Genomic DNA, 16743 nt, shown 5'->3' with positions numbered 1-16743 from the left:
CATTAGATAATATGTTTTATGCATTTTTTCCTCCCTATATTTGTTGTACAAGACTCTTTACTATATTATATACGAAAGATAGGTCACATGAAAAAATAGATATATATTTTAACAGTTATTAAAAATATTTTTTAAAGAATTTCCCTCACCATAAATAATGAGGGAAATTCTTAAATTCTAATTAATTAATCTAATCTCAAAAGAAGTTCCTTCTGAAGAATCCTTTCCTAATGTAAATTCAAACATTCCTTCATCACTTTTATATTGATTTTCACCATTCCAATAGCGAAGATCTTTTTCATCGATGGTAAACTCTACAGTTTTTGTTTCATTAGGATTAATTATAATTTGTTTGTATTTAATTAGCTGTTTAACTGGTCTTGAAATATCTGCAACTTTATCTCTCATATACAATTGTACTGTTTCTATACCAGTATACTTTCCGATGTTAGTAACATTAACACTACATGATATTCGCTCTTTTTTGCTTAGTTCTTTTTTACTTATATTTAAATTATCATACTTAAACTTCGAATATCCCAGCCCATATCCAAACGGAAATAGTGGCTCATTTGGGACATCTAAATATTGGGACTTATATCTTTTTTCGTTCTTAAGTAATTCTTTTGGTCTCCCTGTTGCTAAATTATTATAATAAACTGGAATTTGACCTACTCCTCTTGGAAAGCTCATAGTAAGCTTTCCACTTGGATTATAATCACCATATAGAATATCTGCAATTGCATTTCCACCTTCTGTTCCTGGGAACCAGCACTCTAAAACTGCATCGACTTCTTCTATTACATTAGTAAGATCTAGTGGACGACCGTTTATTAGAAGAACTATCAAAGGCTTGTTCAACTTTTTCATACAACGTAAAAGCCTTATTTGAGCTTCTGGAAGAGTTATATTGCTAACACATCCTGCTTCTCCGCTCTTTTCTTCTTCTTCTCCTAATGCTAATACAATAACATCTGCTCTTTTAGCTTTTTCTATTATTTCCTCTGATTTTTCTTTCGAAATTTCATTAAAGGATGTCGTTTCTACGCCTTCAAGCCTGATATTCTTATTTATTAATCCTTGTTCAATTGTAATTACATCATTAAGGTCTCCATCTAAAGACCATGGGCCTAATATTGATGAGCTACTTGCATATGGTCCAATTAATATTACATTTTTACTACGCTCCAAAGGCAATACATCGGAATTTTTTAATAACACTGCAGATTTAGAGGCTGCTTCTCTTGCTACCTTTCTGAAATCACTACATAACAATGTTTCCTTTTCTTTTTCATAAGAAATCCCTCTGTATGGATCTTCAAATAATCCACTCTCATTTTTAAGTAAAAGAATTCTCTCCACTGCATCATCTAATAGCTTTTCCATGCTCTTATCTTTGCATAGTTCTGGTAAAGCTTCAAAGTATGCTGTAGTAGCCATTTCAATATCTATTCCAGCCTTTAATGATAATTTGGCTGCATCTATGCTATTTTCCGCTGTGCCATGAGGTATTAGTTCCTTTACTGCCCCCCAGTCGGAGATCACGACACCTTCATATCCCCATTCTTCTCTTAATATTTTGCGCAAGAGCCATGTATTAGCAGTAGCTGGTATTCCATTTAATACATTAAAGGAAGACATTATTGATTTTGCTCCAGCTTTTATAGCTTCATAATAAGGTGGGAAATATTCATTTCTCAATCTGCATTCTGAAATATCAACTGTATTATAATCTCTTCCTCCCTCTGCAGCTCCATATGCCGCAAAATGTTTTACACAAGAAATTAAGGTATCTGGATCTTTTAAATCACCATTCTGATATCCTCGAACCATGGCTACTCCGAATATACTATTAAGAAGAGTATCTTCTCCAAAACTTTCAATAACTCTTCCCCATCTTGGATCCCTGACTATATCTACCATAGGCGAAAATGTTGCTTGATATCCTGAAGAACTGCCTTCTCTTGCTGCAACTCTTGCAGTTTTTTCTATTAATTCCTCATCCCATGAACATGAAAGTGCTAGCGGAATAGGAAATATAGTCTTAAATCCGTGTATAATATCATGCATAAAAAGTAGAGGAATTCCTAAACGGTTATTGTCTAAATACTCTTTTTGAATTTCAAACATCATCTTTGCATCTAATTTACCTAAAACAGTTCCTATCATCCATTTTTGCTCTTTTGTAAATTTAAGCTTAGAAACCGTTCCTGTTGCTGAAGTATTAGAATTATAATAATAACTTGTTCTGATTTGTGTTAATTGTCCTATTTTTTCTTCCAATGTCATCTTAGATAACAGAGTTTTTATCTCTTCATTTTTCATAAGCTTCCTCTCTTACTGCTCTTCTTTATCTTTATATCCAAACATGAATGTTAGCGCAAAGGCTACTCCAAAAGAAATCGCTATTACTAATATATATAATGGAAATTGATTATTTAAATAAAGAAGCATTCCTGGTAAAGCAGATATCCCCATACCAGTGGCTTTAAGTTTAAATAATGAAGCTAAAAATCCACCTACGCCTCCGCCAACAAGTCCCATTATAAACGGTTTTACAAATCTTAAATTGACACCGAATATAGCTGGTTCTGTAATTCCTAAAAGTGCTGATATTACTGATGGAAAAGATAAAGCTTTGATTTTTTTAGACTTTGTTTTCATACCTACTGCAAATGCTGCTCCAGCCTGTGCAGCTATTGCACAAGAACCTATAGGATTTACAAGATTCCAGTTTGTTTGTGCCAGCATCTGAATTTCAACAACACTTAATGCTTGGTGAATTCCTGTAACTACTATTAATTGAGATATTCCTCCCCAAATTAATCCACCTAATCCAAGAGGTAATGTAAATAACATTGTTACAACGTATACAAGAGAAACCTCAATTTCATGAGCAATAGGCCCAATAATTAATAATCCAAAAATTAATGTAACAAGTAATGTCAAAAATGGTGTAAGTATTAAATCAAATGTATCTGATATTCTTTTTCTAAGCCAAATCTCAAATTTTGCTCCAATAAATCCTGCAAAGAAAGCTGGTAATACTGATGCCTGATATCCTGACATCTTAAGACCGAATAACACAAGTGGTTCAGCTGTTCCTTGAGCTACTGCCCAACCATTAGGAAGTGATGGGCTAACAAGCATAAGTCCTATCATAATACCAAGTATTGGTGTTCCCCCAAACTTTTTAAATGATGACCAGCAAATAAGAACTGGTAAAAATGCAAATGCTGTATCTGTTAATATTTGAGTAAATGTTAATAATGAACTAGGAATGCTTTCTGGTGTTAATCCAAAAATCGCCAATATCTGTTGTTGTAATAAAACGCCTCTAAGTCCCATAAACAATCCTGTAGCAACCATTGCTGGTATGATTGGTACAAATATATCAGAAAATATACGAATTGCTCTTTTAAATTTATTGTCACCTTGTTCTGCTACCATTTGGCTTTGTTCTGATTTTGATGTCCCAGATATGCCAAGATTACTTACTTGTTCAAATACCTTATTTACAGTCCCTGTACCAAAAATAATTTGATATTGTCCTGAAGTAAAGAAAAATCCTTTTACCTTATCAATCTCTTCAACTACTTTATCATCAACTTTTTGTCTATCTTTAAGAATAAGTCTTAATCTTGTAGCACAATGAGCCGCCGAAATAATATTATCTGCGCCTCCTACTGCTTCAATAACTTCTTTAGCGATCTTTTCATAATTATCACTCATTTATATTTTCCCCCTTGTAATTCCACAAATTTAGTTTTAATTTTCCATTAGAATTTATTCGGATATCATTATCCTGAAAATACACTCTACTAGAAATAACTTTTTCCCCTTCGTTTATAAATATTTCCACTGATGAGTTATCAATAAATACCCTAAGCATTTTTAAACTTTCGTTAACATTTAAGTATTTTTCATCAAACTCTCCTGTAAGCCAATTAAGTCTTTTAATATTTAATATCTTATCATTGGAATTGTAATGTAGTTTAAGCGCTCCTAATATAGTACAATTAAATTCATTTTCATCATCTAAAATGAATTCAACCTCTTTATAGTAATCCCTAACTTCTAGACTTATTTCTTCATTTTCTATATGTTTCTCAATTTTATCATTTCTTAAAGATTGTAATTCTTTAATTGGTTTCTGATATAACCAATTATTTTTATATATGAACTCTCTTGGATATGTAAAGCTGTGAAGCCATCCATCGTTTACAGATAACTGTGACATTTGATAGTCATATTCACCGCCCCCCATCCAAGACATATATAATGTTCGTTTATTTTCATCTATAAAAGATTGAGGTGCATAAAAATCAAATCCTTCATCTACTCTAATTCCTTCTTTATGTGGTGTAAATGTTCCTTTTTCTTTTGAAAATTCACCACTCATCCATACTGCATGACAGCTATCTTTTTCTATTCCATTTTCTATCTTCTTCTCTTGCCTGCTGACAATTAAGATATACTCTTCTCCAAGGCGAATCATATCTGGACATTCGCACATATATCCCCAGTTCATCGTGTCTGGAAGCAAATTGCCTTTATAATTCCAATTATATAAATCTTCTGACCAAAAAAGTGCTACATTTCCTTTCTTTTCACTAGTCTGTGCTCCTACTATCATCCACCATATATTTTCTTCTTCATCTTTCCAAACTTTTGGATCTCTAAAATGTGCTGTGTATCCTTCTGGCAGATAGATAACTGGTCCATGTTTTTGAAATGTAATTCCATCTTCTGAAGTTGCTAAACATTGATAAGTTTCTCTATCTCCATTTTCTTTTCTTACATTTCCTGTATAAAACAGATAGATTTTTTCATTAAATACAATTCCATTTCCAGAATAGCATCCATTTTTGTCATACCACATATCTGGTTTTAATGCTATCCCTTTGTCTTCCCAGTGAACTAAATCTTTAGAAACACAATGTCTCCAGCATTTTGCCCCTTGTGGTGTAACTTCTTCTAACCATTGATAAAAAGCATGATATGTTCCTTTGAATTGTACTAATCCATTTGGATCATTTAAAAAACCTGTTTTGGGTGCAACATGATGCTTAGGTTTTATCCTATTTTCTTTATCCATCTAATCTCTTTCCTCCTTCCTCTTATCGTTTACACCTGTATTATATAACATAAGATCTCGCAAACAAAGTCGCTTATTTACCTCTAGAAGTGGCAAAATAAATATCATATATTTTCACTTTTTTATCATGTTTATCTAAGAGTTTATACTTTTTACTAACTACTTATGTACAACGATCTTTTTATGTAGTCTCTACTAAATTGGACTTTAAGAAATACTAGGCATTCCAGAATCAATCAATATTATCAATAAGAGTATTTCTATAAATCTTTTAAAAGAAAGCCCCATGAAAATCTAAATTCTAGATTTTCATGGGGCTTATAGATATCCAATTTAAATATTTAACTTATTAGATGACCATATTTACAAAGTTGCTTGAACTTTAAGCTAATATCTTAACTAGAAATCATACTATTTCAAATCCACCACAAAAGCAGTTAAGCTTTTCTATTCTTCTGTAAAGTGTTCTTTTATATATTGAACTGCATTTTCTCCTGCTATTCTACCTGAATTTACTGCAAATCCTAGAGTATTTCCTGGAAGTACAAATACATAGTCAGGATTACAGATAGAGTTTGCATCTGTTCCTGCTGCAAATAATCCTGGTATTACTTTATCTTCTGTGTCAATTACTTCTGTCTTATAATTGATTTTAATTCCACCTAAGCTTCCATACGCACTTGGAGCAAATTTTAAAGCATAGAATTTTGGACCAACTAATGGTTTTAGGTATTTTGGATTTTTATTAAATAATGTATCAGTTGATTTACAGCATTCATTATATTCATTTAATGTCTTTGCAAGACCTTCTTTATCAATTCCTGTCTTTTCCGCTAATTCTTCAATGGAATCTGCTATAAATAAAACATCATTTCCATTTTTAATAAGATCATTCATTTCTTGTTTGAAATCATCCATACTTATATTAGAAGTAACAACATTGATTAAGTCTAAACCATTTTTCTCATATTCTTTCATTATACTTTCGTCTATAATAGAGAAAGCTGTTCTATTTTTTTGTCTACAGATAGCATTAACTGAGAATACTGGATTTTCAACTACCGCTTCATCATAGAATCTTTCACCATCTAGATTTACGAAAAGATTTGGTTGTCTAAATGGAAGTTCAATTGGAGCATATCCACCTGTATTAGGTGCAAAGAAAACTAATTCCATATCCATTCTATCTCTTGCAGCTCCAGCATTCCATGCCATGCTGATTCCATCACCTGTAAGTCCTGGAATTCTATACGAAAATAAATCTTTTCCCCATTCAAATTTTGTATACTTATTAATAAATTCAGGACTGTCTCCAAATCCGCCTGTAGCAATAATTACAGCTGAACCATATGCTTCAATTTCACCATCTTTATCCTTTGCAACTACTCCTATAACTTCACCATCATCTTTTATTAAACTTTGAATTGGTGATTCTAAACAGATTTTAACACCTAATTCTTCTGCTCTGTCTGTCATTGCTTTAATCATTGTTGCAGCTGCTCTAAGTCCAGGTGCTCCTGTCTTTGGCTGAACAATATGCCAAGTTGCTTCTGAACCTGGGAAATATTTTGATGGTAGCGCAAATTTTACACCCATAGCCTCTAGCCACTCAATTGTACTTGCTGATTTATAAATATAATTTTTTACAAGCCTTGCATCTGAGCGCCAGTGAGTATAATCCATGAATTTTTGAAATGCTCCCTCTCTTGTGCAATCAACAAGTCTTTCCTTTTGCATTTTAGTCTCTACTCCTAAAAGACCCATTGCCATATTAGCACATCCACCAGTAGTATTTGCTTTTTCAAATACTATAACTTCAGCTCCTTGTTCTGCAGCTGCAATTGCTGCTGCAAGTCCTGATGCTCCTCCACCTACGATAATTACATCTGATTCCATTTCACGCATATTTGTTACCTCCTAAATTTAATTAATGATTAAAAATATATATTAATTTTGATTATGAGCTATTTTCTTCGTCTTCTTCCAAGTCCAAGGCCTTTCTTTTCGCCTAAGGCACCTTCATCAAAGCTTCCAACTTCTATTGGTTCTGATGGTAATTTAGGCTTTACTGAGCCATATCTTTTTACTGCTTTTACGCTGCATCTCTCTTCGCATTTCATGCATTTGTTACATAAATCCATATCAATTATATGAATCAAATTATTTCCACCCTTGATTGCTCTTTCAGGACAATCTATACAATCGCCACACCCATTACAAACCTTTGGATCTATAAAATAATTAGCATAAGCTATACAATTTAGTGTACTACAAATTTTTCTATCAATATGCTTTTCAAATTCATCTCTAAATTTATTAATAGCTGTATGTAATGGATTAGAAGCAGTTCTTCCAAAATCGCATAAGGTTCCAATTTTGATTGTTTCACTTAACTGGATAGCTAAACTAATGTCACTCTCTTTTCCTTTTCCTTCAGTTGCATCCTTAATGATTTTGTATAATTGGTAAATCCCTTCCCTGCAATATACACATTTCCCGCAGGTCTCTTTGCTATTATCTAGCATTTTTTGAGTTACCCAATTCACAACACACATATCTACGTTATAAACTTCTATTTTTGATACTTCTAACATTGTCCCATTTCCCATTAAACTTGAATATAAGAATGGAGTATCTAATTCTTCTTCTGTGAAAACAGCACCTGTATTTCCTCCTACCTGCACAAATTTTATTGCTTTTTCAGATTCAGTTCCGCCACCATATTCACTTATAATTTTCCTTAAAGATGTTCCAAATGGAATTTCATAGATTCCAGAGTTTTTAACATCTCCAGTTATTGAAATAATCTTTTTAGGGATATAATTTTCTTCCAATGAATTCTTAAGTGCATACATTGTTTCTGCATTATGTACTAATGTTATTTCATTAAATACATCTTTTTCAAAAGCTTTCTTATTCCCAACTAGCACTACTTCTATTTCATATGATTCTAATTGCATTTTGAAATTACTATAACATTCACTAAGATAAATTTTAACTTTTTCTATTCCTAATTCCTTTTGGCATATTTTAATTCCATCAATAACCTTACTTATGTGCTGTTCTAATAAATATCTCATATTTTCACTTTGACTATTATCTTCAATAAAAAGACACGCTAATTCTTTCCACGCTCTACTCTGCCATCTATCTATGAGATTAGTATCTTTTATTCCATGTCCTGATATTTTTATATTTTCTGCTAGCATTTTTTCACCACCTTTACTTCACCTTATATTCAGTCCAGAATTTTGCCTTTGTAAGTTTTGGACGCAAATCACATTGAAGACATCTAGAAGCCTCACATTGTGCAGTTTTTGTATCAAATCCCACTGTCATTAAATTAAAATTATTTATTCTTTTATCAACCGGAACACATTTATAATGACTACATTCCTTTTTAGCAAAATCTTCTTCCATTCCTATCATTGGATCTAAAGGCTGTTCAGATGATAAGACTTCATCTATAACTCCATCTCCACCTAAATATTTATCAATACTTGATACAGCTTTTCTTGCTCCTGCTATTGCCTGAATTACAGATGCTGTTCCTGTCACTGCATCTCCAACAGCAAAAATTCCATCCTCATTAGTTTTATGACAATCGTCAATATTTACTAGACCTCTTCCGTTAAGCTCAATTTCTTCAAATGCTCCAAGGTCTGCTCTTTGGCCTGTTGCAAAAATTATCATTTCACCTTTAATTAAATGTTCTGAGTTTTCTTTGATATTTAATATTAATTTCTTATTTTCATCAAAGTGGAAATCTTCAACTTCCTGACATACTATCCCAGAAGCATTCCCATTATTGTCTTCAATTTTTACAAAAGTTCTGCTATTGTAAATTTGAATTCCTTCTTCAATTGCTTCTTCGATTTCTTCATCGCTAGCAGTCATGTTTCCTTTTCCTTCTAAACAAACAACTGCAACACTTTCAGCTCCTAATCTCTTTGCTGATCTTGCACAATCGAATGCTACGTTTCCTCCACCTAAAACAACAACTGATTTCTTCATTTCAATGTCTATATCTATCAAATCTCTTCTTAAAAAATCAATATTTACATATACATCTTTCAAATCAGACCCAGGGATTGGAATCCTTACACCTTTATCTGTTCCTATAGCAATTACAACTGCATCATAACTCTCTTTTAATTCTTTTAAAGATTCTATCTTGCTGCTTGTAATAATATTTACTCCTGCTTCACGAATTACATCTATTTCAGATTCTACAACCTCTTTAGGAAGTCTATAATCTGGAATACCTGCTGACAGCATTCCTCCTGCCACTGGGAGTTTTTCATATACATCTACTGCATGTCCAAGTTTTGCAAGATAGTAAGCTGTTGTAAGCCCTGCTGGTCCTGATCCAATAATTGCAGCTTTCTTGTCTGTTTTATCCTTTTTAAATGATTTATCTTTCCACTTATACGAATCAGTTTCAGCTGCAAATCTTTTTAATTCACGTATTGAAACAGCTCCATTTATATCTTTTCTTCTACATGCAGATTCACAAAAACGCATACATACAAGACCTAATGATTTTGGAAATGGTGCTTTTTCGCGAATTACTGCTGCTGCTTCATCAAAATTTCCATCTTTTATGTAACGAACATATTTAGGCACATTAATTCCTGCTGGACATTCATGCTTACATGGAACTAATACATCATCTCTATTTCCATCTTTGAATACACCTTTTTTATCTTGAAGAGCCCCTGTTGGACATACTTCAACACAAGCCCCACAAAAACGGCAGTTTGCATCTGATAATGATAATCCATTTTTAACTCCAACATAAATTCTATCTTCTTCATTTTTATCATAATCTAAAATTCCAACACCTCTGATATCATTGCAAGCTCTTACACATCTGCCACATGCTACACATCGGTTTAAATCTCTAATAATTAATGGATTCTCTGTTTCAACAGGAACTGCATTAAGAGTTCTTCTTAATCGTGAAGTACTGACACCTAAATATTGAATTAATGATTGCAATTCGCATTTCAAATACTTTGGACATGTAGTACAATCGTCTACATGGTTAGCAAGCATCAGTTCCATTGATAATCTTCTCATCTCATCAAGTTTTTCTGATTTTGTTTTAACAATCATTCCTTCTTCAATTTTTGTGGTACATGCTGTTTGTATATCATTTTTTCCTGATATTTCAATTACACATAATTTGCATCCTCCAACATCATGAAGATCTGGATGATGGCAAAGATGTGGAATATAAATATCAGCCTCTTCAGCTACTTGCATAATTGTTTTATTTTCATCAGCGCATAATTCTATATTATCTATTATGACTTTGATACTACTCATGTTAACCTCCAATTTTCTTGACTCTTGTACAAAAGTTACTTTATACTATTAATATAAACGTTGCCATAATGGTAAAGTCAATAGTGGAGTGTGAAAAAAATGACAAATCTATATACAATCGGAGAAGTATCTCGCTATATGAATATATCAACTAAGATATTGCGTCATTATGACCATTTAAATTTGCTAAAACCTTGCTATATTTCACCAGACACTAAGTATAGATATTTTAGTTATGATCAACTTTTTATAATCGATGTGATCCGATATTTAAATAAAACTCTGTTAATCCCATTAGAAGATATCAAAAATATACTTGATGAGAATAAGGATTATGATAAACTATTAACATTTTTAGAGTCTCACAAAGAACAGCTGGATAAAAAGATAGCCGCTATTGAATATTCAAAGCAGCTTACAGATAGTATGATATCTGATATAAAAGAATTGAAAAAATCTCCCAAAAAAATTGAAATATATGAACAATATCTAATGAGCAGAAACTTTTATTATCTTGAGCTCAACACCTCTATTTATGATATCGATAAATATGTAAATAGACATATAACTAATATAACTAATATAGATATTACAGAACATAATACTATGTGTTTATTATTCTCCTTATCAGAATATATGAAGACTAAAAATTTAAATGTCAAAGGTTTCGGTGTATTCTCTGAGAAAAAAATTCCTCAGCTAAAATTTAAAAATTTGCGTGAAGGTCGCTATATTAATCAAAGCTTTATTTATTCAGAAGAAAATGCTATGTCCGCAATAAACAACATAACTAAATATGCTGATATAAAAAATATGAAACTTGATGATACAGCTTTTTTAGTTTCTAAGATGGTAGATTTATCGGTTTCCTCAAAGTATGACTATTTAATGGAACTTCAAATAATGCATCATATGTAAATATTCTAACCAAGACCTGAGCTTATCCTTATAACTCGCCGAAATGAATAACATACTTTTGTTCCGAAAAGCTTTGAAAATGCAGTAAAGCCTTATTTATAAACTTTACTGTATTTTATACAAGCTATTTACATCCTCTTAACTATTTCATTGATAATAATTTTTAATATAATCCACCCATTCATTGTATATATCTTCATCAGATTTTCCAAATACCTTTTCATAATCTTCTGTTTTAATTATCTCCATTAATTTTTCCCATCCATATTTTTTATCTATATACTTTATATAGGTATTGGCAAAGGTGTAACCTCCTATCTTTGAAAATTTGACTGGATTGCTAGTCTTAATTTCTGAAAAAGTTGGAATATGCATATTGTAGGTATATTTTTTATAAAAAGGTTCTGCATTGGACAAATATAAAGCCATTCCTTCAGTTAACCATAATCTAATATGTGGATTTATTATACTTACATAGGCATGAACCATTTCATGTAAAGCAGCTTGTTTATTATTATCATAGTCATGAACCTTTCCTGGATTTGCAGGTGATGTCAATATAACATTTGTTCCTATATTGTCACCAATATACCAGTCTAACCCTAACATTGGCCCTATTAGTCCATATTTTTTCATTTGCATTGTAGACTGATGGTCATAAATATAAATATTAATATTTTGCTTCTCACTAAATCCTAATTTTTTAGCTAATTCACCAGCTCTTGCATTAGCTAACTGAAAAACATCCTTAGCTGCCGCCTCTTCATCTTCATAATAAACATTCACCCATTTCCCTTCAATAACATGCATATTTGATGTTTTTAATCTAAGAGTTGGAATAAGATTAATAAAAATAAGTAATGCAGCTATCACAAAAATAATTCCAAATACTTTAACCGATTTATTTCTTTTCATTTCTTTTTCCTCATTTCTTCTTCATTTTCTATAGAATAACTAAAATATCGCTCATAAAAAAGTAACCAGAGTCATTATTTTCATATGACTCTGGTCATGTTTAATTATTAAGAAAATATTTTCGCAAGCTTTAATGCTAACATGGTCCTATCCTTTATTTCCGTTTTATCATAAATAGTACTTATATAATTTTTTACTGTACCTTCAGAAATATATAAGAATTCTGCTATTTGAGAATTTGTATATCCATCTGAAAGCAACTGACAAATCTCTATTTCTCTTTCAGTTAAATTTTTTAATAAATCAACGTTATGATATTTGTTTTTATCTGTATTTTCATTTGAGCATTTTGACATTATATTTGCTAATGCAGTCATCACTTTACTATCAAGCATGCTTTGACCATTCATAACATTAAAAATTCCTTGGACAATAACTTTTGTTCCTGCATCTTTTAATAAGTATCCATCTGCCCCATGTATCACTGCCTTCACAATGTTTTCTTCATCATAAAAAGTGGTCAAAACAAGTATTTTCATTTTAGGATATGCTGCTTTTACCTTTAATATCAATTCCTGTCCCGACATTCCTTCCATATTTAAGTCTACTAATGCTATATCTACTTCTTCTTTCTCTAAGATATCTAATGCTTCTTTTCCATCATGTGCTAATCCTGTTATTGCAAAAGATTCATTCATAGATAAGATTAATTCAAGGCTTTCTAAAAGAAGTTTTTCATCATCTACTATCAATATTCTGATTTTATTCATTCTTATCACCTGCTCTTGTTGGAATTTTTATCATTACCAGAAGTCCTTCTTGATTTTCTATTTTTAAAATCCCACCTATAGAAATTAAGTAGTTTCTGATTTTTCTAATTCCAAATCCAGAGTCCAATAATTCCTCATAATTTCTCATACTCTCTATACCTGTTCCATTGTCCTGAACTATTATATTTATATTATTTCTATCTACATTTATAATAACAATAATAGCCGTTGCATTTCCATGCTTTACACTATTTGTAACTAGTTCCTGCAATGCGCCTATTAAGAAGTCAATTCTTTCGATACTAATAATCTGCGTTTTTAATTGCTGTTCACTATAATCGATTTTAGCTCTTATTTTAATATTAAAATCTTCTTTTAATTTATCAGTATTTACATTTATTAATTCCATCACATCTTCTATGGTTTGTCCATTTTCTTTTATGTTTACCCCACGTACTGCTTTTCTAATGGCTTCAAGACTCTCACGCATTCTCATATTAGCAAATTTTATTTTTTCCATTGCTTTTTTAGAATTCATATTGTAGACTGCTTCTGCCGCATCCAAACTCATAATCGCCGCCATTATTGTATGACCAACGCTATTATGTATATCTCTGCTTACCTTCTCCCGCTCCTCATATTTTATCTTCTGCAGAGCAATAGATTTTTCCAGTTCAAAAACCTCTTTATCTTTTATAAACTTATGGTAATTAAGCATGAGTCCAGAAGTACGATTACATAATATATAAAACAAGCTTCCACAGCATAAATATTGAAGTATTCTTGGCACAGCTCCATATAGCATTATATTTTTTAATCCAGTAAAGGGTTCAACCCATGGTTCCATCAAAAAATAAAAGCTAAGTAAATGGGCTATTAATATATTAAATACTGATTCTATAATTACTACTATAAGCTGTTTCTTTCTAAAATACATAGATGCTAATATTGTTGGAATAACAAACATTAAAACTGTTTGAAATGTTAATAATGTATAACATATTCCTGTAGAAATCACAGCACAAGTAAGTATCAAATACTTTATCCATGGTTTCTTAAGTTCAAATATATCTACTAAAATTGTTGGCAGCAAAAGAGGAATTATAAGTAATGCATTCATTTTTACCATAACATTCTGCACGGCATCAAATACATGAATTAAATTTAAAAATCCTGCTGCAAAGCAAAAATACAAAACAATACGCATCGCCTTTGATACTGTTTTATTGGTTTCTATTTCATTTTTCCACAATAGCTCATCAAATTGATTCATGTTATACCTCTTATCCATAATATAAATATAATAAAAATATTCTTAACTTAAAATCTTCATTTAGATCTTTTAAAATTCTTCTAAGCATAGAGCTATCAACTAATATCTGAACTTATGTATATAGCTCCCGGAAATAAGGATTATACTGTTGTTCCAGTTTTTAAGTGAACATTTCACAAAGGCATAATTCTTATTTCTAGTTGCGATATATTTTATAATATAAGTCCAACTTATAATGATTTATATATAATTTCTGGAAATTTGCTCATTACTCTAAAGATATTTTTTTCCTATCGTGTTAAAGTTGATATTAACAGCCCTATTTACAATATAAATCCATAATTTTCTAAATATTCATTATAACTAGTATAACATAAATTACAGAAGAGTTATTTAGATCATGCTAATAACTTACCTTATGCAAATTCTATAATATATCTTCTTTTTCTCTACTCTTATAATTCTACAGCTTCTCCTAATGATTATTATTTTATTATCCTTAACTTCTTTCCCCATATGGCTTTTAACCTTATAAATGCTAGCTTTTAAATATATATTTAATTTTTTTTATTTTAAACGTGGGATTATAAATGCATCTTACGTCTAAATATATGAAAATAAAATTCATGGAGGATTTTTATATGCGAAAAATAGGTACAACTACTTCTGCTATCTGTTTTATACTTTTAGGCATTTGGATTATGATTAATTCTAATGATCCAGATTTGGGAAGAAAACTCATAAAATTTTGGCCCATAATTATTATTTTAATAGGTATAGAAATTTTGTATTACACTTTAATCAAGAAAGAAAATGAACGAATACGAATAAATGGTCTTGTTTTTCTTATAATAATAGTTTTCTTTTTTGCAAATATATCTACGGACATTTTTAATAATATAAAACAAAACAATTCTTTATTTAATTTAGAGACAAATTTCTTTGATAATGTCTTTACAAGTAAAAATTTACAACCCATTGATAAAAAAATCACTTTAGACCCTATTGGTAGTAATTTAAACTTTGAGACATTAAATGGTAAGCTGAATATAGAAAAAGCGACTGACAACAAAATAACTATAGATACTGAATTGTATATAAAGCAAAACAGCACTTCAAAGGATTATGAGTTGAATCCAACAACTGATTCAAATGGGTATACACTAAAAATTGTAGATGATAATATAGATTCAATTAAAGCGACTATCTATATACCTGAAGGATATGATGTTTCTATAAAAGGGTCTAACCTTAATGTAGATAGTAATAGTGATGTAATACTTGATGCTTTAAATATAAATGCATCTAACGGAAAATTTGATTTACAAGGCGACATTCCTAATTCATCTCTAAAATTAGAAAATGGTAAAATAGATTTAACCAATAATTTATGTAAACACATCGATGTTTCTATGAATAATGGTTCAATCTCTTTAGATTCAAAAGACAAAAACTTATCAATCAATACAGATATAAATCGTGGTACATGTAAAATAAATGATGAAAAAAGAGTCAACTCTGGAATCTCTAAGAATATCGGTACTGGTGAGGGCATAGTTAAAGCTAAATTAAATAATGGAACCATTAAAATAAATAGTGGAGAGTGAAAAAATGGAGGAGCAAGAATTCGTTGAAAAAATGAAAACCAAAGATGAAAGTGCTTTTATTTACATGGTAGACGTTTATAAAAAAAGAATTCTCTCCTTATGCTATTCCTACACATCTGATTATTATGAGGCAGAAGATTTATCCCAAGAGGTTTTTATAAGCGTATTTAATAATATTGATAAATTTAGAGAAGAGAGTTCCTTTTCTACTTATTTATACAAAATTACAACTTCAAAATGTATAGATTATACAAGAAAAAGAAGCATTAAGAATTTTTTAACTGGTCTCTTTATCTTTTCTAAGGAATCTACTCAGGATATAGATGAGCAAAATTTTATACGGCAAAGCATTCAATCTCTGCCACTAAATTTGAAAACCCCGCTTGTACTATATTATTATATTGGATTAACTCAAAAAGAAATTGCAGATATATTAAACTTACCTTTAAAAACAATTGAAGGTAGAATTTATAGAGCTAAAAATAAATTGAAAAATATTATTGAAACGGAGGTTCCATTTTATGCAGAACAAAAGAGATGATTTTGATACTATAATTATTAATTCCTTTAAAAATATAACTGTATCTGATGACTATAATAAAAAACTAATGCAAAAACTTCATAAAAAGCAGCTTCCTGGTTCTAAGCGAAATAATCTAATCCCTTCCTACGCTTTAATTGCTGCTGGTTTATTTAGTATATTTCTTAGTATTACTAGTCTTCAGGTACACATTACAAACTTTCAATCACATTTTTTTGACAAAGCTATAGTTACTGAAATTAATCAACATTCTATTATTAATTTTATAAAACAATTAGGAGAGTGAAAAT

At 30.6% G+C, this 16743-nt stretch carries 13 protein-coding genes; 4 read left to right on the top strand and 9 right to left on the bottom strand.

What is annotated here, in order from left to right:
• Positions 1–177: 177 nt before the first annotated feature.
• The 6 genes from L1S46_RS12825 to L1S46_RS12800 form a co-directional block, all read right to left on the bottom strand.
• A complete protein-coding gene (locus L1S46_RS12825) occupies positions 178–2325 on the bottom strand; it encodes a glycoside hydrolase family 3 N-terminal domain-containing protein (RefSeq protein ID WP_238900196.1) in 2148 nt (715 codons plus the stop codon).
• 12 nt (positions 2326–2337) lie between these two features.
• Positions 2338–3732: a sucrose-specific PTS transporter subunit IIBC gene (locus L1S46_RS12820; RefSeq protein WP_077856280.1), complete on the bottom strand. Its 1395-nt coding sequence runs from the start codon at positions 3730–3732 to the stop codon at positions 2338–2340.
• Positions 3725–5098, bottom strand: coding sequence for a sucrose-6-phosphate hydrolase (locus tag L1S46_RS12815; RefSeq protein WP_238900195.1), 1374 nt, complete (start codon positions 5096–5098; stop codon positions 3725–3727). Before L1S46_RS12815 ends, L1S46_RS12820 begins: the two co-directional genes overlap by 8 nt.
• 447 nt (positions 5099–5545) lie before the next feature.
• On the bottom strand, positions 5546–7003 hold the full coding sequence (locus L1S46_RS12810) for an FAD-dependent oxidoreductase (RefSeq protein ID WP_017212019.1): 1458 nt from the start codon (positions 7001–7003) through the stop codon (positions 5546–5548).
• Positions 7004–7062: 59 nt separating this feature from the next.
• Complete coding sequence (locus L1S46_RS12805) at positions 7063–8307, bottom strand: NADH-ubiquinone oxidoreductase-F iron-sulfur binding region domain-containing protein (RefSeq protein ID WP_238900194.1); 1245 nt, start codon at positions 8305–8307, stop codon at positions 7063–7065.
• Positions 8308–8320: 13 nt separating this feature from the next.
• Entirely contained in the window at positions 8321–10429 is a 2109-nt protein-coding gene (locus L1S46_RS12800) for an FAD-dependent oxidoreductase (protein ID WP_238900193.1), read from the bottom strand.
• Positions 10430–10528: 99 nt separating this feature from the next.
• On the opposite strand from L1S46_RS12800, the gene L1S46_RS12795 reads away from it, so the two are divergent.
• A complete protein-coding gene (locus tag L1S46_RS12795; RefSeq protein ID WP_238900192.1) occupies positions 10529–11347 on the top strand; it encodes a helix-turn-helix domain-containing protein in 819 nt (272 codons plus the stop codon).
• 147 nt (positions 11348–11494) lie between these two features.
• On the opposite strand, the gene L1S46_RS12790 is transcribed toward L1S46_RS12795, so the two are convergent.
• From L1S46_RS12790 to L1S46_RS12780, 3 genes are all read right to left on the bottom strand, one after another.
• Positions 11495–12262, bottom strand: a complete 768-nt coding sequence (locus L1S46_RS12790) for a hypothetical protein (RefSeq protein WP_238900191.1) — start codon at positions 12260–12262, stop codon at positions 11495–11497.
• 107 nt (positions 12263–12369) lie between these two features.
• Positions 12370–13032 carry a response regulator transcription factor gene (locus L1S46_RS12785; protein WP_238900190.1) on the bottom strand — a complete coding sequence of 221 codons (663 nt, stop codon included), beginning with the start codon at positions 13030–13032 and terminating at the stop codon, positions 12370–12372.
• Positions 13025–14305: a histidine kinase gene (locus L1S46_RS12780; RefSeq protein WP_238900189.1), complete on the bottom strand. Its 1281-nt coding sequence runs from the start codon at positions 14303–14305 to the stop codon at positions 13025–13027. Before L1S46_RS12780 ends, L1S46_RS12785 begins: the two co-directional genes overlap by 8 nt.
• Positions 14306–14946: 641 nt before the next feature.
• On the opposite strand from L1S46_RS12780, the gene L1S46_RS12775 reads away from it, so the two are divergent.
• Genes L1S46_RS12775 through L1S46_RS12765 form a run of 3 tightly spaced genes read left to right on the top strand, consistent with a single transcriptional unit; the run spans position 14947 to position 16739 of the window.
• Positions 14947–15912: a hypothetical protein gene (locus tag L1S46_RS12775; protein WP_238900188.1), complete on the top strand. Its 966-nt coding sequence runs from the start codon at positions 14947–14949 to the stop codon at positions 15910–15912.
• Between the two features lie 4 nt (positions 15913–15916).
• Entirely contained in the window at positions 15917–16453 is a 537-nt protein-coding gene (locus tag L1S46_RS12770) for an RNA polymerase sigma factor (RefSeq protein WP_238900187.1), read from the top strand.
• Complete coding sequence (locus L1S46_RS12765) at positions 16434–16739, top strand: hypothetical protein (protein WP_238900186.1); 306 nt, start codon at positions 16434–16436, stop codon at positions 16737–16739. The genes L1S46_RS12770 and L1S46_RS12765 overlap by 20 nt, the downstream gene beginning before the upstream one ends.
• Positions 16740–16743 lie beyond the last annotated feature (4 nt).

The sequence above is a fragment of the Clostridium sp. YIM B02500 genome, from assembly GCF_022324665.1.
Lineage (GTDB): Bacteria > Bacillota > Clostridia > Clostridiales > Clostridiaceae > Clostridium > Clostridium beijerinckii.
Note: the sequence above shows the minus strand (reverse complement) of the source record. Positions and strands in the feature narration are given on the sequence as shown.

Bases quoted from the DNA above. Each gene is read 5' to 3' on its own strand.
- L1S46_RS12825 (WP_238900196.1), bottom strand. From the start codon at position 2,325: ATGAAAAATGAAGAGATAAAAACTCTGTTATCTAAGATGACATTGGAA.
- L1S46_RS12820 (WP_077856280.1), bottom strand. From the start codon at position 3,732: ATGAGTGATAATTATGAAAAGATCGCTAAAGAAGTTATTGAAGCAGTA.
- L1S46_RS12815 (WP_238900195.1), bottom strand. From the start codon at position 5,098: ATGGATAAAGAAAATAGGATAAAACCTAAGCATCATGTTGCACCCAAA.
- L1S46_RS12810 (WP_017212019.1), bottom strand. From the start codon at position 7,003: ATGCGTGAAATGGAATCAGATGTAATTATCGTAGGTGGAGGAGCATCA.
- L1S46_RS12805 (WP_238900194.1), bottom strand. From the start codon at position 8,307: ATGCTAGCAGAAAATATAAAAATATCAGGACATGGAATAAAAGATACT.
- L1S46_RS12800 (WP_238900193.1), bottom strand. From the start codon at position 10,429: ATGAGTAGTATCAAAGTCATAATAGATAATATAGAATTATGCGCTGAT.
- L1S46_RS12795 (WP_238900192.1), top strand. From the start codon at position 10,529: ATGACAAATCTATATACAATCGGAGAAGTATCTCGCTATATGAATATA.
- L1S46_RS12790 (WP_238900191.1), bottom strand. From the start codon at position 12,262: ATGAAAAGAAATAAATCGGTTAAAGTATTTGGAATTATTTTTGTGATA.
- L1S46_RS12785 (WP_238900190.1), bottom strand. From the start codon at position 13,032: ATGAATAAAATCAGAATATTGATAGTAGATGATGAAAAACTTCTTTTA.
- L1S46_RS12780 (WP_238900189.1), bottom strand. From the start codon at position 14,305: ATGAATCAATTTGATGAGCTATTGTGGAAAAATGAAATAGAAACCAAT.
- L1S46_RS12775 (WP_238900188.1), top strand. From the start codon at position 14,947: ATGCGAAAAATAGGTACAACTACTTCTGCTATCTGTTTTATACTTTTA.
- L1S46_RS12770 (WP_238900187.1), top strand. From the start codon at position 15,917: ATGGAGGAGCAAGAATTCGTTGAAAAAATGAAAACCAAAGATGAAAGT.
- L1S46_RS12765 (WP_238900186.1), top strand. From the start codon at position 16,434: ATGCAGAACAAAAGAGATGATTTTGATACTATAATTATTAATTCCTTT.